Annotated in this window: 25 protein-coding genes; 13 read left to right on the top strand and 12 right to left on the bottom strand. The window is 71.6% G+C overall.

Features of this window, described 5'->3' with window-relative positions; genetic code table 11:
* Positions 1 to 3 precede the first annotated feature (3 nt).
* Positions 4 to 993: a deoxyribose-phosphate aldolase gene (gene deoC / locus AC5WRT_RS03240; protein ID WP_496094608.1), complete on the bottom strand. Its 990-nt coding sequence runs from the start codon at positions 991 to 993 to the stop codon at positions 4 to 6.
* A 170-nt stretch (positions 994 to 1163) separates the two neighbouring features.
* Here deoC and AC5WRT_RS03235 point away from each other — a divergent pair, with 170 nt between their 5' ends.
* A complete protein-coding gene (locus AC5WRT_RS03235) occupies positions 1164 to 1877 on the top strand; it encodes a PH domain-containing protein (RefSeq protein WP_496094607.1) in 714 nt (237 codons plus the stop codon).
* Between the two features lie 200 nt (positions 1878 to 2077).
* Here AC5WRT_RS03235 and AC5WRT_RS03230 read toward each other — a convergent pair whose 3' ends face one another.
* The 3 genes from AC5WRT_RS03230 to AC5WRT_RS03220 all read right to left on the bottom strand — a co-directional run bounded on the left by AC5WRT_RS03230 (position 2078) and on the right by AC5WRT_RS03220 (position 5337).
* Entirely contained in the window at positions 2078 to 3709 is a 1632-nt protein-coding gene (locus AC5WRT_RS03230) for a phospho-sugar mutase (protein WP_496099905.1), read from the bottom strand.
* Between the two features lie 260 nt (positions 3710 to 3969).
* On the bottom strand, positions 3970 to 4794 hold the full coding sequence (locus tag AC5WRT_RS03225) for a purine-nucleoside phosphorylase (RefSeq protein ID WP_496094605.1): 825 nt from the start codon (positions 4792 to 4794) through the stop codon (positions 3970 to 3972).
* Positions 4795 to 4899: 105 nt separating this feature from the next.
* A complete protein-coding gene (locus AC5WRT_RS03220; RefSeq protein WP_393858931.1) occupies positions 4900 to 5337 on the bottom strand; it encodes a gamma-glutamylcyclotransferase family protein in 438 nt (145 codons plus the stop codon).
* Between the two features lie 96 nt (positions 5338 to 5433).
* On the opposite strand from AC5WRT_RS03220, the gene AC5WRT_RS03215 reads away from it, so the two are divergent.
* Together AC5WRT_RS03215 and AC5WRT_RS03210 are read left to right on the top strand one after the other, a co-directional pair.
* The gene (locus AC5WRT_RS03215; RefSeq protein ID WP_496094604.1) at positions 5434 to 6882 is read left to right on the top strand and encodes an NAD(P)H-quinone dehydrogenase; all 1449 of its coding nucleotides are present in this window, start codon (positions 5434 to 5436) and stop codon (positions 6880 to 6882) included.
* 170 nt (positions 6883 to 7052) lie between these two features.
* Entirely contained in the window at positions 7053 to 7985 is a 933-nt protein-coding gene (locus tag AC5WRT_RS03210; RefSeq protein WP_496094603.1) for a DeoR/GlpR family DNA-binding transcription regulator, read from the top strand.
* A 235-nt stretch (positions 7986 to 8220) separates the two neighbouring features.
* Here AC5WRT_RS03210 and AC5WRT_RS03205 read toward each other — a convergent pair whose 3' ends face one another.
* On the bottom strand, positions 8221 to 9993 hold the full coding sequence (locus AC5WRT_RS03205) for an acetyl/propionyl/methylcrotonyl-CoA carboxylase subunit alpha (protein ID WP_496094602.1): 1773 nt from the start codon (positions 9991 to 9993) through the stop codon (positions 8221 to 8223).
* Between the two features lie 392 nt (positions 9994 to 10385).
* Here AC5WRT_RS03205 and AC5WRT_RS03200 point away from each other — a divergent pair, with 392 nt between their 5' ends.
* Positions 10386 to 10946, top strand: a complete 561-nt coding sequence (locus AC5WRT_RS03200) for a hypothetical protein (RefSeq protein WP_496094601.1) — start codon at positions 10386 to 10388, stop codon at positions 10944 to 10946.
* Here the strand turns inward: AC5WRT_RS03200 and AC5WRT_RS03195 are convergent.
* The 4 genes from AC5WRT_RS03195 to AC5WRT_RS03180 form a co-directional block, all read right to left on the bottom strand.
* The gene (locus AC5WRT_RS03195; protein ID WP_496099904.1) at positions 10918 to 11535 is read right to left on the bottom strand and encodes a Maf family protein; all 618 of its coding nucleotides are present in this window, start codon (positions 11533 to 11535) and stop codon (positions 10918 to 10920) included. The two genes, AC5WRT_RS03200 and AC5WRT_RS03195, sit on opposite strands and share 29 nt — an antisense overlap.
* A gap of 52 nt (positions 11536 to 11587) precedes the next feature.
* Positions 11588 to 11716, bottom strand: coding sequence for a morphogenic membrane protein MmpB (mmpB, locus tag AC5WRT_RS03190; protein ID WP_496094599.1), 129 nt, complete (start codon positions 11714 to 11716; stop codon positions 11588 to 11590).
* A 78-nt stretch (positions 11717 to 11794) separates the two neighbouring features.
* Complete coding sequence (locus AC5WRT_RS03185; RefSeq protein WP_496094598.1) at positions 11795 to 12004, bottom strand: acyl-CoA carboxylase epsilon subunit; 210 nt, start codon at positions 12002 to 12004, stop codon at positions 11795 to 11797.
* Between the two features lie 9 nt (positions 12005 to 12013).
* On the bottom strand, positions 12014 to 13606 hold the full coding sequence (locus AC5WRT_RS03180; protein WP_496094597.1) for an acyl-CoA carboxylase subunit beta: 1593 nt from the start codon (positions 13604 to 13606) through the stop codon (positions 12014 to 12016).
* A gap of 111 nt (positions 13607 to 13717) precedes the next feature.
* Here AC5WRT_RS03180 and AC5WRT_RS03175 point away from each other — a divergent pair, with 111 nt between their 5' ends.
* Together AC5WRT_RS03175 and AC5WRT_RS03170 are read left to right on the top strand one after the other, a co-directional pair.
* Positions 13718 to 14578, top strand: coding sequence for a biotin--[acetyl-CoA-carboxylase] ligase (locus AC5WRT_RS03175; protein WP_496099903.1), 861 nt, complete (start codon positions 13718 to 13720; stop codon positions 14576 to 14578).
* Between the two features lie 309 nt (positions 14579 to 14887).
* Entirely contained in the window at positions 14888 to 15994 is a 1107-nt protein-coding gene (locus tag AC5WRT_RS03170) for an adenylate/guanylate cyclase domain-containing protein (RefSeq protein ID WP_496094595.1), read from the top strand.
* Positions 15995 to 16025: 31 nt separating this feature from the next.
* Here AC5WRT_RS03170 and AC5WRT_RS03165 read toward each other — a convergent pair whose 3' ends face one another.
* Positions 16026 to 16610, bottom strand: coding sequence for a hypothetical protein (locus AC5WRT_RS03165; protein WP_496094594.1), 585 nt, complete (start codon positions 16608 to 16610; stop codon positions 16026 to 16028).
* Positions 16611 to 16790: 180 nt separating this feature from the next.
* Here AC5WRT_RS03165 and AC5WRT_RS03160 point away from each other — a divergent pair, with 180 nt between their 5' ends.
* From AC5WRT_RS03160 to hutH, 3 genes are all read left to right on the top strand, one after another.
* Positions 16791 to 17585 (top strand): enoyl-CoA hydratase/isomerase family protein, encoded by a 795-nt coding sequence (locus AC5WRT_RS03160; RefSeq protein ID WP_496099902.1) that lies wholly within the window; start codon positions 16791 to 16793, stop codon positions 17583 to 17585.
* 123 nt (positions 17586 to 17708) lie between these two features.
* Positions 17709 to 18854 (top strand): GGDEF domain-containing protein, encoded by a 1146-nt coding sequence (locus tag AC5WRT_RS03155; RefSeq protein ID WP_496094592.1) that lies wholly within the window; start codon positions 17709 to 17711, stop codon positions 18852 to 18854.
* A gap of 88 nt (positions 18855 to 18942) precedes the next feature.
* Positions 18943 to 20481 carry a histidine ammonia-lyase gene (gene hutH, locus AC5WRT_RS03150; protein ID WP_496094649.1) on the top strand — a complete coding sequence of 513 codons (1539 nt, stop codon included), beginning with the start codon at positions 18943 to 18945 and terminating at the stop codon, positions 20479 to 20481.
* A 57-nt stretch (positions 20482 to 20538) separates the two neighbouring features.
* On the opposite strand, the gene AC5WRT_RS03145 is transcribed toward hutH, so the two are convergent.
* Positions 20539 to 21315 (bottom strand): hypothetical protein, encoded by a 777-nt coding sequence (locus tag AC5WRT_RS03145; protein WP_496094591.1) that lies wholly within the window; start codon positions 21313 to 21315, stop codon positions 20539 to 20541.
* Between the two features lie 42 nt (positions 21316 to 21357).
* Complete coding sequence (locus AC5WRT_RS03140) at positions 21358 to 21663, bottom strand: LAETG motif-containing sortase-dependent surface protein (protein WP_496094590.1); 306 nt, start codon at positions 21661 to 21663, stop codon at positions 21358 to 21360.
* A 109-nt stretch (positions 21664 to 21772) separates the two neighbouring features.
* Here AC5WRT_RS03140 and AC5WRT_RS03135 point away from each other — a divergent pair, with 109 nt between their 5' ends.
* The 4 genes from AC5WRT_RS03135 (at position 21773) to AC5WRT_RS03120 (ending at position 25957) form a co-directional block, all read left to right on the top strand.
* On the top strand, positions 21773 to 22138 hold the full coding sequence (locus AC5WRT_RS03135; RefSeq protein ID WP_496094589.1) for a hypothetical protein: 366 nt from the start codon (positions 21773 to 21775) through the stop codon (positions 22136 to 22138).
* A gap of 221 nt (positions 22139 to 22359) precedes the next feature.
* Positions 22360 to 23604 carry a L,D-transpeptidase gene (locus AC5WRT_RS03130; RefSeq protein ID WP_496094588.1) on the top strand — a complete coding sequence of 415 codons (1245 nt, stop codon included), beginning with the start codon at positions 22360 to 22362 and terminating at the stop codon, positions 23602 to 23604.
* A gap of 170 nt (positions 23605 to 23774) precedes the next feature.
* Complete coding sequence (locus AC5WRT_RS03125; RefSeq protein ID WP_496094587.1) at positions 23775 to 25229, top strand: ABC transporter permease; 1455 nt, start codon at positions 23775 to 23777, stop codon at positions 25227 to 25229.
* A 44-nt stretch (positions 25230 to 25273) separates the two neighbouring features.
* Positions 25274 to 25957: an ABC transporter ATP-binding protein gene (locus tag AC5WRT_RS03120; RefSeq protein WP_496094586.1), complete on the top strand. Its 684-nt coding sequence runs from the start codon at positions 25274 to 25276 to the stop codon at positions 25955 to 25957.
* Positions 25958 to 26060: the final 103 nt, after the last annotated feature.

Genomic DNA, 26060 nt, shown 5'->3' with positions numbered 1-26060 from the left:
CGATCAGTCCACCGTCACGTAGTCGGGGCCGGAGTAGCGGCCGGTGGCCAGCTTCTGGCGCTGCATCAGCAGGTCGTTCAGCAGCGAGGAGGCGCCGAAGCGGAACCAGTGGTTGTCCAGCCAGTCCTCGCCCACGGTCTCGTTGACCAGGACTAGGAACTTGATCGCGTCCTTGCTGGTCCGGATGCCGCCGGCGGGCTTCACACCCACCTGCACCCCGGTCTGGGCGCGGAAGTCGCGCACGGCCTCCAGCATCAGCAGGGTGTTGGCGGGGGTGGCGTTGACCGCGACCTTGCCGGTGGAGGTCTTGATGAAGTCGGCGCCCGCGAGCATGCCCAGCCAGGACGCGCGGCGGATGTTGTCGTACGTCGACAGCTCGCCGGTCTCGAAGATGACCTTGAGCCGGGCGGACGCGCCGCAGGCCTCCTTCACGGCGACGATCTCGTCGTACACCTTCAGGTACTTGCCGGCGAGGAACGCGCCCCGGTCGATGACCATGTCGATCTCGTCGGCGCCGGCGGCGACGGCGTCGCGCACGTCGGCCAGCTTCACGTCGAGGGCGGCGCGGCCGGCCGGGAAGGCTGTGGCGACCGAGGCGACCTTCACGCCGGAACCGGCGACGGCCTCCTTGGCGACGGCCACCATGTCGGGGTAGACGCAGACGGCGGCCGTGGCCGGGGTCGTACGGTCCGTGGGGTCGGGGCGGACCGCCTTGGCGCCGAGCGCCCGGACCTTGCCCGGGGTGTCCGCGCCTTCCAGCGTCGTCAGGTCGACCATCGAGATGGCGAGGTCGATGGCGTACGCCTTCGCGGTGGTCTTGATGGAACGGGTGCCGAGAGACGCGGCGCGCGCCTCCAGACCGACCGCGTCGACGCCGGGCAGCCCGTGCAGGAAGCGGCGCAGCGTGCTGTCGGACGCGGTGACGTCGGCGATGGGGGTACCGCCCACGCGTTCAGCCGTGGGGGAGTGTGCTGTGAGTGCAGAGGTGGGCATGGTCACCACACGAGCATATCTACGCGCGTAGCGGATGTATAGCCCCCGAAGGGCATCCGGGCCCGTCCCACCTCCCGCCTCGCGCCCCCTCCGGCGCTCGGAGATCACGGATGAGCGCCGGTTGCGGGGCAGGTGACGGCGTCGCCGACGGTGTCGTGCAGACTTGGCCCATGACCACCCCCGACCACCCGTCACCCGCGTCACAGCCGTCGGCGTCCGGAACCAAGGACCGGATCTACCGCTCGCCCCTGGCGCTGATCGGCGGCGTGCTGCTGCTGCTCGTCATCGGCTGGCTCGGCTTCGACGCGCTGTTCCAGGGCCATGGCCGCACGCCGTGGCTGGCGCTGGCCGCGCTGATCCTGATCGTGCCGCTGGTGATCGCCTTCACCCTCCGCCCGGCGGTCTTCGCGGGCGAGGACCGGCTGCGGGTGCGCAACCCGTTCCGGGTGATCAGCCTCCCCTGGGGCGAGGTGGCCTCGCTGCGCTCCGGCTTCTCCAACGAGGTCGTGGCGAAGTCCGGCACCAAGTACCAGCTCTGGTCGATTCCGGTGTCGCTGCGGGCCCGCAAGAAGGCTGAGATGCGCAAGGCCCGGGCGGCGGCGGATGCGGCGCGGGGCGCGGACCCGACGCGGCGCGGCTTCGGCGGCATGCGGGGCGCGGGCGGCTTCGGCGGCATGGGTTCCTTCAGCGGCGCGGCCGCGGCCCCGTCCGGCCCGGCCCGCGCCGAGGGCGACCAGGTCATGGACGAACTCCGCGAATTCCTGGACCGCCGGGGCGAGGAGGAGACGGCCCAGGGCGAGGTCACCGTGCGCTGGGCCTACGAGGTGATCGCTCCGGCGGCGGCGGGCGCGGTGCTCCTGGGGATCCTGCTGGGTTCGGGGTGAGGGTCGGCCGGGACGGGAGCACGCGGTGAGGTGCAAGGGGCCCGGCGACCGACGCGGGATGGCCGAACCCGAACCCCCATGGCTCGATTCCCTGTGACTGCTGGGACTCCAGTGATCCGCCGACGGCTGGGAACGGTGAGAAGGGGGCGCCCCCGAAGGAGCGCCCCCAGCCCTGCCCCGCGTCCGTGCGCGTCCCCGGCTCAGATGCCGGCCGCTGCCGACAGGTCTCGCTTGACCGCGTCGAGGAGCTCCGTCGCTCGGGTGCGGGCGGAGGGGAGGGTGGTGCGGTCCGGGACCGGAACCACGACCTCCAGGTAGCACTTCAGCTTCGGCTCGGTGCCGCTCGGGCGGACGATCACACGGGCGCCCTCGAGGGTGTACCGCAGCCCGTCCGTCGGCGGAAGCCGGTCCGTGCCCTGTGAGAGGTCCTCGGCACGGACGACGGCCAGGCCCGCCAGCTCGGTCGGCGGCTGTTCGCGCAGACGGCGCATCGCGTCCGCGATGAGCGAGAGGTCCTGGACGCGGACCGAGAGCTGGTCGGTGGCGTGCAAGCCGTGCTCCACGGCGAGGTCGTCCAGCAGGTCGAGGAGGGTACGGCCGTCCTCCTTCAGCACCGAAGCCAGCTCGGTGACGAGCAGGGCCGCCGTGATGCCGTCCTTGTCGCGCACGCCCTCGGGGTCCACGCAGTAGCCCAGGGCCTCTTCGTAGCCGTAGCGCAGGCCGTCCACGCGGGCGATCCACTTGAAGCCGGTCAGGGTCTCCTCGTACGGCAGGTCCGCCTTCCCGGCGATACGGCCCAGCAGGGAGGAGGAGACGATCGACTCGGCGAACACCCCGGTGGCTCCGCGCCGCACGAGATGTGCGCCGAGCAGCGCGCCGACCTCGTCACCGCGCAGCATCCGCCAGTCCTCGCCGTCCTTGACGGCCACGGCGCACCGGTCGGCGTCGGGGTCGTTGGCGATGATCAGGTCGGGCTCGGTCGTACGGGCCCGGGCGAACGCCAGGTCCATCGCGCCCGGCTCCTCCGGGTTCGGGAAGGCGACCGTCGGGAAGTCCGGGTCCGGCTCGGCCTGCTCGGCGACCAGGGCCGGCTCGGGAAAGCCGGCGCGGGCGAAGGCGGCGAGCAGAACGTCCTTGCCGACGCCGTGCATGGCCGTGTAGACGGTGCGGGCGGTGCGGGGGGAGCCGGCGTCCAGGACGGCGTCCGTACGCGCCAGGTACGCCTCCAGGACCGACTCGTCCAGGGTCTCCCAGCCGGACCGTGGACGCGGTACGTCGTGCAGGCTCGCGATCGCGGCGATCTCGGCGGCGATCTCCGCGTCGGCGGGCGGCACGATCTGGGAGCCGTCGCCGAGGTAGACCTTGTAGCCGTTGTCCCGGGGCGGGTTGTGGCTGGCGGTGACCTCGACGCCCGCGACTGCGCCGAGGTGCCGTACGGCGTACGCCAGGACGGGGGTGGGGAGCGGGCGGGGGAGTACGGCGGCGCGCAGGCCGGCGCCGGTCATCACGGCGGCGGTGTCGCGGGCGAAGTCGGCGGACTTGTGGCGGGCGTCGTAGCCGATGACGACGAGGCCGCCCGTCCCGCCGTTCTTCTTCAGGTACGCGGCGAGGCCGGCGGCGGCCCGGATGACGACGCTGCGGTTCATGCGCATGGGGCCCGCGCCGAGTTCGCCCCGCAGACCGGCGGTGCCGAACTGCAGCGTGCCGCTGAAGCGGGCCGACAGTTCCTTGACGTCGCCGGCCCCGATCAGCTCGGCGAGTTCGTCGCGAGTCTCCCGGTCGGGGTCCTCGGCGAGCCAAGCCTCGGCCCGGGCGATGAGATCGTCGTGCACCTTGGGATCAACCTCTCCGTGTTTGCCTGGTCCACTGGGGATTTGCCCCCAGTGGACCGTTTCGCCCGACCTCGCCCACCCGGCTCGGTCGGCTGGGCGGGCCGAGGGAACTTGCGCCCCACCGGCCTTCGCCCGGCGCCCGGTGTTCCGGCCTTCGTCCGGCATGTTCCGGCCTTCGTCCGGCACCCGGTGGTCCGGTCCCCGCGCCGCGCCCGGCGTCGGCCCCCCTGCCCCTCCCGGAGCCGAGGCCTGTGCCGCGCCTACAGCTTGCCCAGTACCTGTCCCAGCAGCTCGCCCATCCGCGCCGCCGAGTCGCGGCCCGCCTGGAGGACCTCCTCGTGGTTCAGGGGTTCGCCGGTCATGCCTGCCGCCAGGTTGGTGACCAGGGAGATCCCCAGGACCTCGGCGCCCGCTTCGCGCGCGGCGATGGCCTCGAGGACGGTGGACATGCCGACCAGGTCCGCGCCCATGACGCGGGCCATGCGGATCTCGGCCGGGGTCTCGTAGTGCGGGCCGGGGAACTGTGCGTAGACGCCCTCCTCCAGGGTGGGGTCGATCTCCTTGCACAGGGCGCGCAGACGCGGGGAGTACAGGTCGGTGAGGTCCACGAAGTTCGCGCCGACGATCGGGGAGGTGGCCGTCAGGTTGATGTGGTCGCTGATCAGGACCGGCTGGCCGGGGCGCATGCCCGCGCGCAGGCCGCCGCAGCCGTTGGTGAGGACGACGGTCTTGCAGCCCGCCGCCACGGCAGTACGCACACCGTGGGCCACGGCGGCCACGCCACGGCCCTCGTAGTAGTGCGTGCGGCCCAGGAAGACCAGGGCGCGCTTGTCACCGAAGGAGTACGAGCGGACCTTGCCGCCATGCCCCTCGACGGCCGGCGGCGGGAAGCCTGGCAGCTCGGTGACCTGGAACTCGGCGTCGGGGGCGCCCAGGGCGTCGACGGCCGGCGCCCAGCCGGAGCCCATCACGAGGGCGACGTCGTGGGTCTCGGCGCCGGTGAGGGTGCGCAGGCGCGCGGCGGCGGCGTCGGCGGCGGCGTACGGGTCGCCCTGGATGTCGTCCGGAAGAAGAGATGCGTTCACGTGCACGAGGGTAGCCGCTCTTCGCCTACGCGCGTAGATGACAGACGTCACGGGATTGCTTTCGTTGTCTTGTCGTTTCCGACGAACCCGTGCACCGCCCGGTGCTCAGCAGGGCCGCTTCCGCAGCTCCATCACGTAGTCGTGCGGTGCCCCCGCCGACTCCGCCGCGTCGGCGATCTCCCCGAGGTAGCGCGCCGACGGAAGCCCGCCCTCGTAGGCGTTGAGGACGTACGTCCACGCCGCCTCCTCGCCGTCGAGGGTGTGCACCCGCACGCGTACGCGCCGGTAGAGGTCGAGGCCCACGCCCTCCCACCGGTCGAGGGACTCCTCGTCCAGGGGTGCGATGTCGTACAGGCCGACGAAGACCTGCGCGAGCGGGTCCTCGACGATCGTCGCCAGCGCGCCCTCCCAGCCCAGCTGCTCGCCGCCGAACGTCAGCCGCCAGCCGTTCAGCCAGCCCGTGGCGCGCAGCGGCGAGTGCGGGGCGCGCTGGGACATCAGGCGCGCGTCGAGGTTGCCGGCGTACGCGGCATAGAGCGACATGGGGAGAGGGTACGGCAGGGGGACGTGCGTCACTCGTGTCCCGATCGGAAGCTTCCGTGCGCCCCCGGGCAGTAGCACCTTGATGGGTGCGGGACAATGGAGTACGTGACTCGGATCGTGATCATCGGTGGCGGACCCGGCGGATACGAAGCGGCCCTGGTGGCCGCCCAGCTCGGGGCGGAGGTGACCGTCGTCGACTGCGACGGTCTGGGCGGAGCGTCGGTGCTCACCGACTGCGTGCCGTCGAAGACCCTTATCGCTACGGCCGAGGTCATGACGACCTTCGACTCCTCGTACGAGGAGCTGGGCATCATCGTCGCCGACGACACCCCGCCGCTGGAGCAGGCGGCCCGAGTGGTCGGGGTCGACCTCGGGAAGGTGAACCGGCGGGTGAAGCGGCTCGCCCTCGCGCAGTCGCACGACATCACCGCCTCCGTGACCCGCGCCGGCGCCCGGGTGATGCGCGGGCGCGGCCGGCTGGAGGGCATGCAGGCCCTCGACGGGTCCCGGAAGGTCGTCGTCACCGCCGCCGACGGCACCGAGGAGACTCTCACCGCCGACGCCGTCCTCATCGCCACCGGTGGTCACCCGCGCGAGCTGCCCGACGCCAGGCCCGACGGCGAGCGCATCCTGAACTGGACCCAGGTCTACGACCTCACCGAGCTGCCGGAAGAGCTGATCGTGGTCGGCTCCGGCGTGACCGGTGCCGAGTTCGCCGGCGCCTATCAGGCCCTGGGGTCCAAGGTCACCCTGGTGTCGTCGCGCGACCGCGTGCTGCCCGGCGAGGACCCCGACGCCGCCGCCGTGCTGGAGGACGTCTTCCGGCGCCGTGGCATGAACGTCATGGCCCGCTCCCGCGCCGCCTCCGCCAAGCGGGTCGGCGACCGGGTGGAGGTGACGCTGGCCGACGGCCGGGTCATCAGCGGCACGCACTGCCTGATGGCCGTCGGCGCCATCCCCAACAGCGCCGGGCTGGGCCTGGAGGAGGCCGGCGTCAAGCTGCGCGACTCCGGTCACATCTGGACCGACAAGGTGTCCCGGACGACCGCTCCCGGCGTGTATGCGGCCGGTGACGTGACCGGAGTCTTCGCACTCGCGTCCGTCGCCGCCATGCAGGGACGTATCGCCATGTACCACTTCCTCGGCGACGCGGTGGCCCCGCTGAACCTCAAGACGGTCTCCTCGAACGTCTTCACCGACCCCGAGATCGCGACCGTCGGCTACTCGCAGGCGGACGTGGACGCGGGCAAGATCGACGCCCGGGTGGTGAAGCTGCCGCTGCTGCGCAACCCGCGCGCCAAGATGCAGGGCATCCGGGACGGCTTCGTGAAGATCTTCTGCCGGCCGGGCACGGGCATCGTGGTCGGGGGCGTGGTCGTCGCGCCCCGTGCCTCGGAACTGATCCACCCCGTCTCGATCGCCGTCGACAACAATCTGACGGTCGAACAGATCGCCAACGCGTTCACGGTGTACCCCTCACTTTCGGGGTCGATCGCGGAGGTGGCCCGGCAGCTGCACACCCGCAAGGCGGGCGCGGAGGCCTGACGGCCGGTTCGGGTTTCCCGCCGGTCACGGGGAGTTGCGGCGTGTGCGTCCGGCATGGTCGATGGGAGAGGGTAGGTCCTATACCACTTCCCGTGGTGCCATGCGAACAACTTCTGTTATTCGGCGCAAACTGCTGAAACCAGACGGTCGCCGGGGTTACTGTCAGTTTCGTGTTCGCTGCTGAACGTCGCCAATTGATCCTCGAAATGGTGCGAGCGAACGGTGCCGTGTCGCTCCGTGAGCTCGCCCGCGTCGTCCAGACCTCCGAAGTGACCGTACGGCGGGACGTGCGGGCACTGGAGGCAGAAGGACTCCTCGACCGCCGGCACGGCGGTGCGGTACTGCCGGGCGGGTTCACGCGAGAGTCCGGCTTTCCGCAGAAGTCCCATCTCGCGACCGCCGAGAAGACGGCCATCGCCGACCTCGCGGCGGGCCTTGTCGAAGAGGGCGAGGCCATCGTGGTCGGCGCGGGTACCACCACGCAGGAGCTGGCCCGCCGGCTCGCGCGGGTGCCCGGCCTCACCGTCGTCACCAACTCCCTCCTGGTGGCCCAGGCGTTGGCCCATGCCAACCGGGTGGAGGTCGTGATGACCGGCGGCACCCTGCGCGGCTCCAACTACGCCCTGGTCGGCTCCGGCGCCGAGCAGTCCCTGCAGGGGCTGCGGGTGTCGAAGGCCTTCCTGTCCGGGAGCGGTCTGACCGCCGAGCGTGGACTCTCCACGTCCAACATGCTCTCGGCGTCCGTCGACCGGGCCCTCGTCCAGGCCGCCGCGGAGGTCGTGGTCCTCGCCGACCACACCAAGCTCGGCACCGACACGATGTTCCAGACCGTGCCGACCGACCTCATCACCCGCCTGGTCACCGACGAGCCGCCCACCCACGACGACCGCGCCGCCACCGAGCTGCAGGCCCTCGCCGACCAAGGGGTGCAGATCGCTGTGGCGGGGGCGGGGAACTCTCCGGGGGGTGAGCAGGCCCCGGCGCGGCGCGCCGCCCTGCCGGGGCCACGGCGGGGGGTTCCGGCAGGCGGGCTGCGCGGGGTGATGGGCGAGCAGCAGACCGGAGCGGAGCGGGGGCGGGTCGCCGACCTGCGGCGACGCTGAGGGCCCTCGGAACCGAGGTCTCTCGGCGGCGGCCGCTCCACGAACCGGTCGACGAGGTCCACGCGGCCGGCCCACGCCCGGAAACAAGGTGAGCCGCCGGTACGACGCGGGCTTCGCGGGCTGGTCGACGAGAGCCACGCCTCCGGCTCAGGCCCGGAAACGAGGCGAGGTCGGCCCCCGGTACGTGCTACCGGGGGCCGACCTCGTCGCCCGTTGCGGGACTTCCGTCCCGGTGTCAGTCCTTGATCTCGCAGATCGCGGCGCCGGAGGTGACGGACGCGCCGACCTCCGCGGTCAGGCCCTTGATGGTGCCCGCCTTGTGCGCGTTCAGCGGCTGCTCCATCTTCATGGCCTCCAGGACGACGACCAGGTCGCCCTCCTTGACCTCCTGGCCCTCCTCGACCGCGACCTTCACGATCGTGCCCTGCATGGGGGAGGCGAGGGTGTCGCCGGAGGCGACCGGGCCGGACTTCTTGGCCGCGCGGCGCTTCGGCTTGGCGCCGGCCGCGAGGCCCGTGCGGGCCAGCGACATGCCGAGCGAGGCCGGCAGCGAGACCTCCAGGCGCTTGCCGCCGACCTCGACGACGACCGTCTCGCGGCTCGTGTCCTCCTCCGCCTCCACGTCGGCGGGAGCGGCGAACGGCTTGATCTCGTTGACGAACTCGGTCTCGATCCAGCGGGTGTGGACCGTGAACGGGTCGCTGGAACCGGTCAGTTCGGGGGCGAACGCCGGGTCCCTGACGACCGTGCGGTGGAACGGGATCGCCGTCGCCATGCCCTCGACCTGGAACTCGTCCAGGGCGCGCGCGGCCCGCTCCAGCGCCTCCTTGCGGGTACGGCCGGTCACGATCAGCTTGGCCAGGAGCGAGTCCCAGGCCGGGCCGATGACCGAGCCGGACTCCACGCCCGCGTCCAGGCGGACACCGGGGCCCGAGGGGGCGTCGAACCGGGTCACCGTGCCGGGCGCCGGGAGGAAGTTGCGGCCCGGGTCCTCGCCGTTGATGCGGAACTCGAAGGAGTGGCCGCGCAGCGGCGGGTCGTCGTAGCCCAGCTCCTCGCCGTCGGCGATGCGGAACATCTCGCGCACGAGGTCGATGCCGGAGACCTCCTCGGTCACCGGGTGCTCGACCTGGAGCCGGGTGTTGACCTCCAGGAAGGAGATCGTGCCGTCCTGGCCGACCAGGAACTCGCACGTGCCCGCGCCCTCGTAGTGGGCCTCCTTCAGGATGGCCTTGGAGGCGCGGTACAGCTCGGCGACCTGCTCATCGGAGAGGAACGGCGCCGGGGCCTCCTCCACCAGTTTCTGGTGCCGGCGCTGCAGCGAGCAGTCACGCGTGGAGACGACGACCACGTTGCCGTGCTTGTCGGCCAGGCACTGGGTCTCCACGTGCCGCGGTCGGTCCAGGTACCGCTCGACGAAGCACTCGCCACGGCCGAAGGCGGCGACCGCCTCGCGGACGGCGGAGTCGTACAGCTCGGGGACCTCTTCCAGGGTCCGGGCGACCTTCAGGCCGCGGCCACCGCCACCGAAGGCGGCCTTGATGGCGATCGGCAGGCCGTGCTGCTCGGCGAACGCCACGACCTCCTCGGCACCGGAGACCGGGTCCGGGGTGCCGGCCACCAGCGGGGCGCCGGCGCGCTGCGCGATGTGCCGGGCGGCGACCTTGTCGCCCAGGTCGCGGATGGCCTGCGGCGGCGGGCCGATCCAGATGAGGCCGGCGTCCAGGACTGCCTGGGCGAAGTCGGCGTTCTCCGACAGGAAGCCGTATCCCGGATGGACGGCGTCCGCGCCGGACTCGCGCGCCGCGTTCAGGATCTTGTCGATGACCAGATAACTGGTGGCCGGGGTGTCACCGCCCAGGGCGAACGCCTCATCCGCGGCGCGGACATGCAGAGCGTCCCGGTCCGGGTCGGCGTAGACGGCCACGCTCGCGATCCCGGCGTCCCGGCAGGCCCGGGCCACGCGGACAGCGATTTCGCCACGGTTGGCGATGAGCACCTTGCGCACGATTGAGGCTCCCTCCTTGAAACAAGCCGAGTTTAGGGACTGCCGACACGGCACTTCGACCCGTCCCCAATGGTGAGCTTGCCCACACGGAGCGTGATGCGAGGCGCGCTCGACCCGCGAAAACCCTTGTCGCACGGTCGTACGCAGGGGTCCTCCGGGAAACCCTAGCCCCGTCATGTGGTCAAGGTCTCTGTGAGAGCGTGCTGCGGCCCACTCTGTTTCTTTGTCGAGTCCCTACGAATGGCCCAATGATTCTTTGCTGCCACGCGAACCCTTGTCCCGGGGTTTACCCGTTAGTAGCGTTCGCGATGACTCGAACGTACCTGTGGTAACAGTGAGCGCGGCTTGAGAGTGGGTGGGGACCGGTGGTGCGCAGACCGGTGGCATGGGTCGTGACGATCGTCCTTCTGGCGGAGGCGTTCTTCATCGCGGCGCTGAACTGGTTCCTCGGCATGGTGGTCGACCGTCAGAAGATGTCCCTGGCCGGCCTCGATCCGAACGTGATGGCGACGTCCTCGAAGATCGGCGGGATCGTCTTCGGCCTCTACTTCGCGCTGTGCGCGCTGGTGGCCGCCCTGGTCGCCGTACGCGACCGCGCCCCAGCGGGCTTCGGACGCGTCCTGCTGATCAGCGTGGCGGTCGTGCACGGCCTGCTGGGTGCCTTCGCCTGGGGGCTGGTCGGCTGGACGGCGTTCCTGTTCATGGTGGTGGTGCTCGGCCTCGTCGTCCTGCTGCTGATGACGTACGACCGGGACGGCGGGCCGCAGGAGACCGCACCGGGCGGTGCGGCGGGCCCGGGTGGCGACCCGAAGGCCGAGGCCGAGCCGGCCCCGGCCCCGGCGGCCGTACCGGCGCCCCGCGCGGACGAGCCGCAGGACGGGGACGGCGGGGACGACGAGCCGCAGGACTCCGTGCCCGCCCAGGTCACTCGGCCGGTGACCACAACTCCGTGATGCCGACGCCCAGTTCGGCCAGCAGCTTGCGCACCAGGGGCAGGCTGATGCCGATCACGTTGCCGTGGTCGCCCTCGATGCCCTCGATGAACGGCGCCGAACGGCCGTCCAGGGTGAAGGCCCCGGCGACGTAGAGGGGTTCGCCGGAGGCCACGTACGCCGCGATCTCCTCGTCGGTGGGCTCGCCGAAGCGGACCACGGTGGACGCGGTCCCGGACACGTACCGCTTGGCCCGCGTGTCCCAGATGCAGTGCCCCGTCTGGAGGGTGCCGGCCCGCCCGCGCATCGCCTTCCAGCGGGCGGTGGCCTCCTCGGCGTCGGCGGGCTTGCCGAGGGGCTGTCCGTCCAGCTCCAGCACCGAGTCGCAGCCGATCACCAGGGCACCCTGCACCTCGGGCTTCGCCGCCACGACCGAGGCCTTCGCCTCGGCCAGAGCGAGCGCCAGCTCGGCCGGCGTGGGTGCGGTGACGGCATCCTCGTCCACCCCGCTGACGATCACCTCGGGGTCGAGGCCGGCCTGCCTCAGGAGGCCCAGCCGGGCGGGGGACTGCGATGCGAGCACGAGTCGCCTGCGGCGCGTAGCGGTCATGCGGCCAGGTTAGCGGCGGGGCGCCGGTCGGCTCACCTCGCGGGCCGCGCGTTCACCGCAGGCCGATCACGAGCATGGCCAGGACCATCGCCAGGGCCATGAGGAAGCCGAGCCGCCGGAGCATGTGCTCCGTCTCGCGCAGTTCTTTCGGCGGCTCGTCCTCCGGGTCTGACCACAGCATTCGTCCAGACTGCGGCCATGCGCCGGGCGGGCGCCTGAGTACGTGTACTCAATTGGCGCCCGGCCGGCTCGCGCGTCCTCAGCTCGGCCAGTAGGTACGGGTCCAGGACGCCGGCCCCGGCTGCGGAAGGCGGGCCGCCGCGATCCGCGACGGGTCCGACCAGGCGTCCCTCGGACCCTCGGCGCCGGGCGGCTGGGCCGCTGCCGCCGCGGCGCGGGCGCGGACCACCGCCAGGGCGGCGGCCAGCTCCTCCGGGGTCGGGTTGCCCCGTACGACTCTGATCGTCACAGCGGCTCCTTACAGGGGGATGTTGCCGTGCTTCTTCGGAGGAAGGGATTCCCGCTTGGTGCGCAGCTGACGCAGGCCGCGGACGATGTGGGAACGGGTGTCGGACGGCATGATCACCGCGTCGACGTAGCCGCGCTCGGCCGCGACGTAGGGGTTGAGGAGGGTGTCCTCGTACTCCTGGATCAGCCGGGCCCGGGTGTCCTCACCCCGTCCGGCGGACTCCGCCTCGGCGATGGTGCGCCGGTGCAGGATGTTGACCGCGCCCTGGGCGCCCATCACGGCGATCTGGGCGGTCGGCCAGGCCAGGTTGAGGTCGGCGCCCAGGTGCTTGGAGCCCATGACGTCGTACGCGCCGCCGAAGGCCTTCCGGGTGATGACCGTGATGAGCGGGACCGTGGCCTCCGCGTAGGCGAAGATCAGCTTGGCGCCGCGCCGGATGATGCCGGTGTGCTCCTGGTCGACGCCCGGCAGGAAGCCGGGGACGTCGACGAAGGTCAGCACCGGGACGTTGAAGGCGTCGCACGTGCGCACGAAACGGGCCGCCTTCTCGGACGCGTCGATGTCCAGGCAGCCGGCGAACTGCATCGGCTGGTTGGCGACGACACCGACCGGGCGGCCCTCGACGCGGCCGAACCCGGTGAGGACGTTCGGCGCGAACAGGGCCTGCGTCTCGAAGAACTCGCCGTCGTCCAAGACGTGTTCGATCACGGTGTGCATGTCGTACGGCTGGTTCGCGCTGTCCGGGACGACGGTGTCCAGCTCGCGGTCCTCGTCGGTGACGGCGAGGTCCGCCTCCTCCGGGAAGACCGGGGGCTCGGAGAGGTTGTTGGACGGCAGGTACGACAGCAGCTGCTTGACGTACTCGATGGCGTCCTTCTCGTCGCCGGCCATGTGGTGGGCCACGCCGGAGGCGGTGTTGTGGGTGCGGGCGCCGCCCAGTTCCTCGAAGCCGACGTCCTCGCCGGTGACGGTCTTGATGACGTCCGGGCCGGTGATGAACATGTGCGAGGTCTGGTCGACCATGACCGTGAAGTCGGTGATGGCCGGGGAGTAGACCGCGCCGCCCGCGCACGGGCCGACGACCAGGCTGATCTGCGGGATCACACCGGAGGCGTGGGTGTTGCGGCGGAAGATCTCGCCGTAGGCGCCGAGGGAGGCCACGCCCTCCTGGATGCGGGCGCCGCCGGAGTCGTTGATGCCGATGACCGGGCAGCCGGTCCTCAGCGCGAAGTCCATCACCTTGACGATCTTCTGTCCGTAGACCTCGCCCAGGGCGCCGCCGAAGACGGTGAAGTCCTGCGAGAAGACGGCGACCGGGCGGCCGTCGACCGTGCCGTACCCCGTGACCACGCCGTCGCCGTACGGGCGGTTCTTCTCCAGCCCGAAGTTGGTGGAGCGGTGCCGGGCGAACTCGTCCAGCTCGACGAAGGAACCCTCGTCGAGGAGGAGCTCGACCCGCTCACGGGCCGTCAGCTTGCCCTTCGCGTGCTGCTTCTCGACGGCGCGTTCCGAGCCGGCGTGCGTCGCTTCCTGGATACGGCGCTGGAGATCCGCGAGCTTGCCCGCGGTGGTGTGGATGTCGATCTCTTCCGGCTCGGACATCGGGATCGCGGCTCCCTGCCTGCTCAAAAGGGGGGACAGTTACTCATCCGTAGAGTAGTGCTGGGCCGGTGGGGCGGCAGTGCGGCGTTTCCCACACCTAGGGTGACTTGCATGACGCCGCACGATGCATCAGACGACAGCCGTTGGTCCGACCTGGACCGTCCGCCCCTGAACGCCGCGGCACTGCGGCGTGCGCTGGTGCGCGAAGGGAGCATGTACAGCGAGGTGGACGTGGTGCAGCGCACCGGCTCCACCAACTCCGATCTGGTCGCCCGGGTGGCCGCAGGGAAGGCGGCCGAGGGCGCCGTGCTGGTGGCGGAGGAGCAGACGGCGGGCAAGGGCCGGCTGGACCGCCGGTGGTCGGCTCCCGCCCGGTCCGGGCTGTTCTTCTCCGTGTATCTGCGGCCCGCCGAGGTTCCGGTGGCCCGGTGGGGGTGGCTGCCGCTGCTCACCGGGGTCGCCGTGGCGACCGGGCTGGCGCGGGCGGCGGGCGTGGACACGGCGCTGAAGTGGCCGAACGACCTGCTGGTCACGGTGGGCGGGCAGGAGCGCAAGGCGGGGGGCATCCTCGCCGAGCGGGCCGGTGCGGACGGTGTGGTCATGGGCGTGGGCATCAACGTCACGCTGCGGGCGGAGGAGCTGCCGGTGCCGCAGGCCGGGTCGCTGGCACTGGCCGGGGCGGTGGGGACGGACCGGGATGCGTTGCTGCGGGCGGTGCTGCGGGCGCTGGAGGACTGGTACGGGCGGTGGCGGGCCGCCGGGGGTGATCCGGCCGTCAGCGGGCTTCAGGAGACGTACGCGGCGGGGTGCGCGACGTTGGGGCGCACGGTGCGGGCGGAGCTGCCGGGGGATCGTTCGCTCGTGGGCGAGGCCGTGGCTGTGGACGGGGACGGGCGGCTGGTCATCGCTACGGAGGCGGGGGTGCAGGAACCCGTGGGGGCGGGGGACATCGTGCATCTGCGGGCGGTGTAGGCGCGGAGCGGTGGCGGTGCGGGGTGCCCGCGCCGCTCGCCCGCTCCGTGACGCTCCCGCGGTGCCCCGCCGGGGCGCGGGGAACTGCGCGACCGGCCACCACGGAGCCGTGGCCGGGTACCGCGAGGTACCGCGCGGACCTGCTCCGATGCGGGGCCCGGGAACGCGGCCCGGGGGTGACGCCGGTCGGCGCATCCGGTGCCGGGAGGCGAACGCCCGGCCGAACCCGACGGAGTGAGCTGGCGCACACCTGCCGTAGAGTTGAGGCCGGTCGGAACGTGACCGCGGCAGATCGGAAGGGCAGCAGGCGTGACCGTCGACGACACGGGCTCCGGCGCGGGCGCGGACGCCGCCGACTCCGGCGAGGACCCGCTGGCCCTGCGCCTCGAGCAGCTCATTCTGGGCGCCGAGCGCCGCTATACGCCGTTCCAGGCGGCCCGTAGCGCCGGTGTGTCCATGGAGCTGGCCTCGCGGTTCTGGCGGGCGATGGGGTTCGCGGACATCGGGCAGGCCAAGGCGTTGACCGAGGCCGATGTGCTCGCCCTGCGCCGGCTCGCCGGCCTGGTCGAGGCGGGACTGCTCAGCGAGGCCATGGCGGTGCAGGTCGCGCGGTCCACGGGGCAGACCACCGCCCGGTTGGCCGAGTGGCAGATGGATTCGTTCCTGGAGGGCCTGACGGAGCCGCCCGAGCCCGGCATGACCCGTACCGAGGTGACGTATCCGATCGTCGAGCTGCTCCTGCCCGAGCTGGAGGAGTTTCTCGTCTATGTGTGGCGGCGGCAGCTCGCCGCCTCGGCCGGGCGGGTCGTGCAGTCGGCCGATGACGAGGAGATGGTCGACCGGCGGCTCGCCGTCGGCTTCGCCGATCTGGTGGGGTTCACTCGGCTGACCCGCCGGATGGAGGAGGAAGAGCTCGGGGAACTGGTCGAGGCGTTCGAGACCACTGCCGCCGATCTGGTGGCGGCGCGTGGCGGGCGGCTCATCAAGACCCTCGGGGACGAGGTGCTCTACGCGGCGGACGACGCGGGTACGGCCGCCGACATCGCGTTGCGGCTGGTCGAGACGCTGGCGAACGACGAGACGATGCCGGAGCTGCGGGTCGGCATGGCCTTCGGCACGGTCACCACCCGTATGGGTGATGTGTTCGGTACGACGGTGAACCTGGCCTCCCGGCTGACCTCCATAGCCCCCCGGGACGCCGTGCTGGTGGACAGCGCCTTCGCCGAGGAAATGATCCGCACCGGCGAGGCCCCCGCCTCCGAGGCCGAGGCCGCCGAGGCCGCTGCGGCCGCCGAGAAGGAGGGCGAGGAGCCGCCGAAGTACCGGTTCGCTCTCCAGCCGATGTGGCAGCGTCCGGTGCGTGGGCTGGGCGTGGTCGAGCCCTGGCTGCTGAACCGTCGTGACGGGCAGTCCTAGGTACCTCTTGGCCGGGTACACCCGAGGTCCCCTAGTGGCCGGTGCCGCCCAGCACGTCCACGCACAGGCCCAGCACCGGGACGCACAGGCCGCCGGGACCCTGGGCGGGCGCGCTCCGACTCGGCGTCGGGGTGGTCGGGGCCGGGCGTGGGGCGGACGTCGGCGTCGTGGGCCGCGGTGTGGTGCCGGGGAGTGGGGTGCGGCCTGTCGGGGCGGCGGTCGGTGCCGTGCCGGCTCCGGACTGCGTGCCGGGCGTGGTCGGGTGCGTGGTGGTTCCGGGTGACCCGGTGCTGAGTGGTGTGGGGCCGCTGCCGCCCATGACGGAGGTCGCCGACGGTGGTGCGGTGGGGGTGGCGGAGACCGTGGCGACGGTGTTCGTCGCGTGGTCCGTGGCGCTGCCGTTCGCGCCGGCGCGGGGCTCGGCCTCCGCCGTCCCGGGGACGCCCACGCCCGACTCCGGTGCGATCCGCACCAGGCTGAGCACCCCAGCCGCCAGGGCGAGACCGCCGGCGGCGAGCAGGACCTTGCGGGGGCGTGGCTTGCGGTGGCGTCCGCGGTGCGGGACGGGCTCGCCGGTCACATCGGCGTCTGCGGTCTCGTCCGGTATCGGTGTCATGGTTTCCCTCCCCGCAGTGGCGGACGCACGCTATGCGTTCCTGTGGGTGATCTGCGGCGAGACAGTCGGGATGTCACTCGAACGGGTGTAGCCCCCTGGACTTTCCCGGGATCGGGTGCGGCTGCGATGATCGGGCCGAGAGTGCGTTAACCCGCGTTAACACGTGAGCCGGAGGGTGTCATGAGCGAGGAGCGGTTCGGGGAGTACGTGCTGGTGCGGCGGCACGGGCATGTCGCGGAGCTGGTCATGGACCGGCCCAAGGCCATGAACGCGGTCTCGACGGAGATGGCCCGCTCCCTGGCGGGTGCGTGCGCGGCGCTGGCCGACGACCGGGACGCGCGCGTGGTGGTGCTGGCCTCGTCCCATGAGCGGGCGTTCTGTGTCGGGGCGGACCTGAAGGAGCGGAACTCCTTCAGCGACGCCGATCTGCGGCGGCAGCGCCCGGTGACCCGCGGGGCGTACACCGGGGTGCTCGAGCTGCCGATGCCGACGATCGCGGCGGTGCACGGCTTCGCGCTGGGCGGGGGTTTCGAGCTGGCCCTGTCCTGCGACCTGATCGTGGCCGACCGTACGGCGGTGGTGGGGCTGCCGGAGGTGTCGGTGGGCGTGATCCCCGGGGGTGGCGGCACGCAGCTGCTGCCGCGGCGGGTCGGTGCGGCGCGGGCCGCCGAGCTGATCTTCTCGGCGCGACGGGTGGAGGCCGCGGAGGCGGCCGAACTCGGACTCGTGGACCGGCTGGTGGAGGAGGGCCGGGATCGGGAGGAGGCGCTGGAGGTGGGCGCTCGCATCGCCGGCAACTCCCCCGTCGGTCTGCGGGCCGCCAAGCGCGCGCTGCGGCTCGGGCACGGGCTGGATCTCCGGGCGGGCCTGGAGGTCGAGGACGCGGCCTGGCGGACCGTGGCCTTCTCGGGCGACCGGGCGGAGGGCGTGGCGGCCTTCAACGAGAAGCGCAAGCCGCAGTGGCCGGGGGAGTGAAGCACCCCGTGAGGGGCGCGGGTCGGTGTCGCTGTGCGGCAGATGACAGCTCGTGGGCACAGTCATCCACCTGATCGCCCCATCCATGTCCCGATCACCCCAAATCATCCCTAACCTGGAGTAATGGCTGAGGACGAGCGGCTGGCCGCAGTCGTGGCGCTGGCTCAGGGAATGGCGGCGGCACGCACCCCGCGGGACTCGTGGCAGGCCGCCGCGCGCGGCGCCTGCCGCGCGCTGGACGGCAGTTTCGCCGCGCTGTCGGTGTGGGAGCGGGAGCTCGGCCGGCTGCGGGTCCTCGTGAACGTGGGGGACCGGCGCCCGGACGAGGAGGAGTTTCCCGAGTCCGAGGCGTATCCGGTGCACCAGTTCCCGGAGATCACCGAGTTCCTGCACGAGCGGTGGGCCGGAGGGCGCGGGCCGAACGCGTGGGTGGAGACGGCCGAGGGGACCGCCGCCGGTACCCCGGGGTACTTCCATCAGCGGGTCGCCGCCCTGCGCCGCCGGGGCCGGGGGTGCTGTGTGGTCGCGCCGGTCGTGCTGCACGGCCGGGCCTGGGGCGAGTTGTACGTCGCCCGTGCCGTCAAGGCCCCCGTCTTCGATCGCGGCGACGCCGACTTCGCCACCGTGCTGGCCGCCGTCGTCGCCGCCGGGCTCGCGCAGACCGAGCGGCTGGAGGAGGCCCGCCGGCTGGCGTACACCGACGCCCTCACCGGGCTCGCCAACCGCCGTGCCGTGGACGTCCGTCTGGGGGAGGCCGTCGAGCGGCACCGGAGGGAGGGTGTGGTCGTCAGTCTGGTGGTCTGCGATCTGAACGGTCTGAAGCGGGTCAACGACACCCTCGGGCACGCCGTCGGCGACCGGCTGCTGGAGCGCTTCGGCTCGGTGCTGTCGCTGTGCGGCGCGATGGTGCCGGGCGCGCTGGTGGCGCGGCTCGGCGGGGACGAGTTCTGTCTGCTGGCCGTCGGTCCGCCGGCCGACGACGTGGTCAAGACCGCCGACGAACTGTGCCGCAGGGCAGGGGAGTTGGAACTGGGGGAAGGGGTGGCGTGCGGGGTCGCCTCCACCGAGGACCCGATCGGGGAGGTGCGGGACGCCCGGCGGCTGTTCCGGCTCGCCGACGCCGCCCAGTACCGGGCCAAGGCGCTGCGCGCGGACCGGCCGGTGGTCGCGGGCCGGGAGGGGCCGGGGGATCCGGTCGTACGGCTGGCCGACGAGCCGCCGCACCTGGCGCCCGCCGAGCGGCGCCGGTTCCGGGGGCGTCGGCCGTGAGGCGAAGGACACATCCCGGGGTAAGGGTCACCCCCGGTCCCCACTAGTGACATCGCCACATTCAATGCGTACGCTCCTGAATATGGATATGCACACTGTGGTGGTGGGGACGTCGGGTGTCACGGCGTCCGACGTGCTCGCCGTGGCGCGCGGCGGTGCCCGTGTCGAGTTGTCGGCCGAGGCGGTGGCGGCCCTGGCGGCGGCGCGCGAGATCGTGGACGCGCTGGCGGCCAAGCCGGACCCGGTCTACGGCGTCTCCACCGGCTTCGGCGCCCTGGCGACCCGGCACATCAGCCAGGAACTGCGCGCCCAGCTGCAGCGCAACATCGTCCGCTCGCACGCCGCCGGGATGGGGCCGCGGGTCGAGCGGGAAGTCGTGCGGGCCCTGATGTTCCTGCGGCTGAAGACCGTCTGCTCCGGGCACACCGGCGTGAGGCCCGAGGTCGCGCAGACCATGGCCGACGTTCTGAACGCCGGGATCACCCCGGTCGTGCACGAGTACGGCTCCCTCGGCTGCTCCGGCGACCTGGCCCCCCTGTCCCACTGCGCCCTGACCCTCATGGGCGAGGGGGACGCGGAGGGGCCCGACGGCGTCGTACGGCCCGCCGGTGAGCTGCTCGCCGAGCACGGGATCCAGCCGGTCGAGCTGCGCGAGAAGGAGGGTCTGGCCCTCCTCAACGGCACCGACGGCATGCTCGGCATGCTGGTCATGGCACTCGCCGACCTCGACACCCTCTACAAGTCCGCCGACGTCACCGCCGCTCTCAGCCTGGAGGCGCTGCTCGGCACCGACAAGGTGCTCGCGCCCGAGCTGCACGCGATCCGGCCGCATCCGGGGCAGGGAGCCTCGGCCGCCAACATGCTGGCGGTGCTGAAGGGTTCGGGCCTCACCGGGCACCACCAGGACGACGCCCCGCGCGTCCAGGACGCCTACTCGGTGCGGTGCGCCCCGCAGGTGGCCGGTGCCGGCCGCGACACCATGGCGCACGCCCGGCTGGTCGCCGAGCGCGAGCTGGCCTCCGCCGTCGACAACCCGGTCGTGCTGCCCGACGGGCGCGTGGAGTCCAACGGCAACTTCCACGGCGCGCCCGTCGCCTACGTGCTGGACTTCCTCGCCATCGCGGCGGCCGACCTCGGCTCGATCGCCGAGCGCCGTACCGACCGGCTGCTGGACAAGAACCGCAGCCACGGCCTGCCGCCGTTCCTCGCCGACGACGCCGGTGTCGACTCCGGGCTGATGATCGCCCAGTACACGCAGGCCGCGCTGGTCAGCGAGATGAAGCGGCTCGCCGTACCGGCCTCGGCGGACTCCATCCCGTCCTCCGCCATGCAGGAGGACCACGTGTCCATGGGCTGGTCCGCCGCGCGCAAGCTGCGCACCGCCGTGGACAACCTCACCCGGATCATCGCCGTCGAGCTGTACGCGGCCACCCGCGCCATCGAGTTGCGCGCGGGCCTGGCTCCGGCACCCGCCTCGCAGGCCGTCATCGAGGCCGCCCGCGCGGCAGGCGTGCAGGGCCCCGGTCCCGACCGGTTCCTGGCGCCCGACCTCGCCGCCGCCGACGCGTTCGTGCGCGGTGGGCACCTCGTCGCCGCGGTGGAGGCGGTCACCGGCCCGCTGCGGTGACGTCCCGGCACGACAGCAGGGGCCCCGCCGAGTGCGGGGCCCCTGTCCGTTTGCTCGTCACCTCAGCCGGGCCTGCTGCGCTTTGACGACCTCCGGCGACACGGTGTACGCCTGCTTCGCCATCATCGCGCCCAGGTTCGAGGTGAAGTACACCGACAGGATGTTCCCGAGCCGGACGACCTCGGCATGGACGGGGGCCGCGTCGCCCTCGTCCGAGTTCAGGGTCGCGGTGAACGCCACCGCACCGTCCCCGGTGCCCGTCGCCTTCTCCTCGGCGACCTTCGTGAAACGCACCGTCGTCCCCGCCTGCTCGCCGGGGAAGCCGCCCGTGCAGGACTGCACGGCGGCGGAGACCGACGCGAGGGCCTTCTCGGCGCCGTCCCCCTCGTACGAGGCCAGGGTGACCGTGGTGACGTCCCGGTCCAGCGACTTGCGCATCGTCTCCTCGAACGCGCCCTTGTCGAGGTCGTCCAGTGAAGTGGGCTTCGCCGCGGGACTCCTCTTCTTGTTCTGAGTCGCCAGACGGCCGGTTCGCGCCGCCGCGTCGACCGGCGGGAGCCCGCTCATCACACGGACCAGCGGCCGGCACGCCGTGCTGTCGGTCGTGATCGGCTCGGCGCGGCCGGCCGACACCGGTCCCACCGCGTACCCCGGGACGTCGCGCTGGGTGATGATCAGCTTGTTCAACTCCGCGGTGCCGAGCGCCTTCGCGGCCGTACCGGAACCCTTCGCATCCCCGCCCGGCTCCCCGCCGGAACAGCCCGTGACAAGGACGAACGACAGCGCGCCCACCACCGCGGCGGCGCACGGCCGTACGCCCGACGATCTCTCCATGGGCGAACTATGTGCGGACCGTCAAGGATTCGTCAAGAGGAATTAAAAGTCCATGCGTTCGCGGCGTACCGAATAGACCACGAACCCGGCGCCCACCCCGAGGAAGAGCGTGCCGCCGACGACGTACGGCGTGGTGTCCGGGCCTCCGGTGTCGGCGAGTTGGGGATCGTCCTCGCCGGCGGCCGCCGTCACCGCCCTGGCCTGCTGGGCCAGGTGCGTGGCGGAGACTTCCGCGCCCGCTCTGGCCGAGGTGTCCTGTGACGCGTTCGCGGACGGGACGAACCACAGGGCGCACAGCAGGGTGCCCGCGGCGGTGGCGGTCAGCAGCGGACGGCGAGCGGATGACACGGAATATCGATCCCCTTGTGACGCTGGCGAATTGGCCGTGGGCAGCGATGTTAGTGAAAGACGCGGGTCACAGGAAAGTCACGGGAGGTTTCGGTCGTACGCTCCCGCCATGAACGCTGAAGAGACATCACGGTTTGTACGACTTCGGGTGGAGCTGGTCCTCGAGGTCCAGGACGAGGACGGGGTGAGCAAGGCCGCGCTGCGCCGGATCGCCGCCGATCCGGAGCTGCCGCCGGCCGAGCGGACCCGGGCCGAGGGCGCTGTGACGGAAGACACCGCGGAGGCCCTGGCGTATCTCGTGGACCCGTTCGACCTGGTCAGTGAGGTGCCCGGAGTGGAACTCCAACAGGCGTCCTGGTCGAGCGAGTGGATCGACTACGACCCGGACTCGCCCGAGTGGGAACTGGACGAGGATGATGACGAGGAGGACGACGAGGACGACGAGGACGACGAGGAAGAGGACGGCATCGGCTGAGCGTCCCGGGGCACCCAGGACCCCGGGCGGCAACCATCGTCCGGGGTTTCGTCGTCTCAGGGGACGCACGGAACCGACTCCCGTACCACCCGCACGCCTTGGACGTGGTGTGCCCCACAGATCCAGCGGATGTGGAACGGGACGGTACGGCCGTAGCGTTGAACGTTCTTACGGGGACAGTCGGGGTTTTCGGCGAATCGGCAACGATGGAGAAGCGTGTGATGACGGACGGTAAGCGGCGCAAGGGTCTGATGGCCGCGTCCGCACTGCTCGGTGGTGTCCTGGCCCTCACGGGCTGTTCCGGCGGCGGCGCCAAGGCCTCCGACAGCGGGAAGGACTCGCAGGCACAGGCCGATGCGGCGGCGGCGAAGAAGTCCTCCGAGGCGCAGATCACGGTCTCGCCGAAGGACGGCTCCGACAACGCGTCGATCAACAACTCCGGCGTCGTCACGGTCAGCAAGGGCACGCTCACCGGCGTCACCCTCACCACCCAGGACGGCAAGGCCGTCGCCGGGCAGCTCTCCGCCGACAGGACGAGCTGGAAGCCCAGCGTCCAGCTGGAGCGTTCGACCACCTACAAGCTCGCCGCGGAGGCGAAGGACTCACAGGGCCGCATAGCCCACGAGAACGCCACCTTCACGACGGTCGCCCCCGCCCACAGCTTCATCGGCACCTTCACCCCGGACAACGGCGCCACGGTCGGCGTCGGCATGCCCGTCTCGATCAACTTCGACAAGGCGATCACCAACAAGGCGGCCGTCCAGAAGGGCGTCACGGTCACCTCCAGCAGCGGCCAGGAGGTCGCCTGCCACTGGTTCAACGCCAACCGCATGGACTGCCGTCCGGAGCAGTACTGGAAGGAAGGCTCCACCGTCACCCTCAAGCTGGCGCTCGACGGTGTCGAGGGCGCGCCCGGCATCCACGGCGTCCAGCAGAAGACGGTCACCTTCCACATCGGCCGCAACCAGGTCTCCTACGTCGACGCGAAGACCAAGCAGATGAAGGTCACGCAGGACGGCAAGGTCATCAAGACCATCCCGATCTCCGCGGGCGCCCCCGACCACACCACCTACGAGGGCCAGATGGTGATCTCCGAGAAGTTCACCCAGACCCGGATGAACGGCGCGACGGTCGGCTTCAAGGACTCGGACGGCAAGGGCGAGTACGACATCAAGGACGTGCCGCACGCCATGCGCCTGACCACGTCCGGCACCTTCATCCACGGCAACTACTGGGGCGCGCCGTCCGTCTTCGGCAACGTCAACACCAGCCATGGCTGCGTCGGCCTGCAGGACGTCAAGGGCGCCGGCGACCCGAACACCCCGGCCGCCTGGTTCTACAGCCACTCCCTGATCGGTGATGTGGTTGTCGTGCAGAACACCGGCGACAAGACGGTCGCCCCGGACAACGGCCTCAACGGCTGGAACATGAACTGGGCCCAGTGGAAGGCCGGTTCGGCCGTCTGACCGTTCGTCCTGACGGACTGCCACAGCTGCCCGGTGCCGCCCTCTCCCGAGGGCGGCACCGGCATTTCCGGGCCCGCCGAGAGCCCGGTGCGGGTGTGCCCGCGGCCTTCTCATGGATCTCTTATGCGGGCCTCAGTGTGCCGTCACGGTCCGTGCCTAACTTCCGGGCCATGTTCTTCACCTACCTGAGGCGCGAACTGCGCCGCCGTAGAAAGGCGGCCCTCGTCGTCGCCTCCGGTCTCGCGCTGGGCATCGCGCTGGTCATCGTGGTCGACTCCGTGTCCAGCGGCATGGGGAAGGCGCAGGACAAGGTCCTGCAGTCGCTGTACGGCCTGGGTACGGACATGACCGTCACCAAGGCCGCCACGCCGACCGCCGCCGGCGCCCAGCAGCCCCGCTTCCGGTTCGGGGCGCGCAGCAACGACGACAAGTCCACCCAGAGCAGCGACCGGGTGCGGGTGCAGGGCTTCACCACCCTCGCCTCCTCCACGGTCACCCAGGTCGCCGGCCAGAAGGGCGTGTCGTCGGCCGTCGGCGGGCTCAGCCTCAACGTGTTCCGGATCAGCGGCCAGTTCACCCGTGGCCAGTTCCAGCAGAGCGGCGGCGCCGGAGGATTCCGGCGGGGTGGCACCACCGGCGCGCCGCAGGGCGAGGTCAAGGGCGGCGGCGCCGACTTCGACCTCAACCAGTACACGGTCTTCGGCACCGACGTCACCCACAGCGGGATCGGCCCGCTGTCCTCCTCGAAGATCACCAGTGGCCGTACCTTCAAGGCCACCGAGACCGACGCCGCGGTGGCCGTGGCGGACTCCGCGTACGCCAAGGAGAAGAAGTACAAGGTCGGCTCCACCGTCACCATCAAGGGCACCAAGTTCACGGTGATCGGCATCGCGACCGCGAACAGCGGCGACTCGGCGGCCAACCTGTACATTCCGCTGAAGCAGGCGCAGACCCTCGCCGGCGAGAAGGACAGGATCACCACGATCTACGTCGAGGCGACCGACTCGCAGCAGATCGACGCCGTCAAGAGCGCCATCCAGAAGAACGTCTCCGGCACGACGGTCACCACGTCCTCCGACCTCGCCAAGACGGTCTCCGGCTCCCTCTCCACCGCCTCCTCCCTCGCCACCAAGGTCGGCAAGTGGCTCTCGGTCGCGGTGCTGGTCGCCGCGTTCCTCGTGGCCGGACTGCTCACCTCCGCCGCGGTCTCGCGGCGCGTCCGCGAGTTCGGCACGCTCAAGGCGCTGGGCTGGAAGTCGGGCCGGGTGACCCGGCAGGTGGTCGGCGAGGCCATGGTCAACGGTCTGGTCGGCGGCGTCCTCGGCATCGCCCTCGGCCTCGCGGGCGCGTACGCCGTCACCGAGATCAGCCCGACCCTGCAGGCCCAGTTGGGCGGTACCGGCGGGGGCTTCGGCGGCGGCGGTGGCTTCCCGGGCGGTGGTGGCTTCGGCCCCGGGCGCCAGGCGGCGAAGACCCTGGAGGTGGCCCTCACGGCCCCGGTCAGCGTCACGACGATCGCCCTGGCGGTGGCCCTCGCGGTGGCCGGCGGTCTCGTCGCGGGCGCGTTCGGCGGCTGGCGCGCGTCCCGCCTCCGCCCGGCGGACGCACTGCGCCGCGTCGAGTAGCCGGCGCCGGCGTACTCCCCGAACCCACCTACTCAGGAGCCACCATGTACGACCTCAGAAACGTCACCAAGCGCTATACCAGGGGCAAGGACACCGTCCACGCCCTCGACGGCGTGGACCTGACCATCGGCGACGGGGACCGGCTCGTCATCCAGGGCCCCACCGGCGGCGGAAAGTCCACCCTCCTGCAGATGCTCGGCGGCCTCGACCGTCCCACCTCCGGCGAGGTCGTCCTGGACGGCACCGACCTGGCCAAGCTGAGCGAGGCCCGGCTGACCAAGGTGCGCAGCGAGAACATCGGCTTCGTCTTCCAGTCCTTCAACCTCATCCCCACCCTCACCGCCCAGGAGAACGTGGAGACGGCCCTCGTCCCCCTCGGTCTCAAGGTCGGGGAACGCCGCGAACTCGCCGCGGAGGCCCTGCACTCGGTCGGTCTCGGCGAACGCCTGCACCACCTCCCCGGCGAGATGTCCGGGGGCCAGCAGCAACGCGTCGCGATCGCCCGGGCCGTCGTCAAGAAACCCAAGGTGCTGCTCGCGGACGAACCGACCGGCAACCTCGACGAGGGGATGCGGGACGAGATCATGGACGTACTGGAACGCCTGTGGGAGGAGCACGGGTTGACCTTCATCATGGTCACTCACGACTCCGCGATCGCGAGGAAGGCCCCGCGCCTGGCGACCATCCGCAAAGGCAAGATAACGGTGAAGGAGAACGCCGGCGCCTGACGCCACGCAACGCCCCTTGAACCCAGGGCACTTCGCGGATCTGTAACGGTGTCCCGCCCACGACGTAACAGTTTCCCGTCACTCTTTCTTACCCTCCTCTCAT

This window comes from Streptomyces sp. NTD91 (assembly GCF_059510455.1).
The sequence above is the reverse complement of the archived record's forward strand: the minus strand, read 5'-3'. Positions and strand labels throughout refer to the sequence as shown.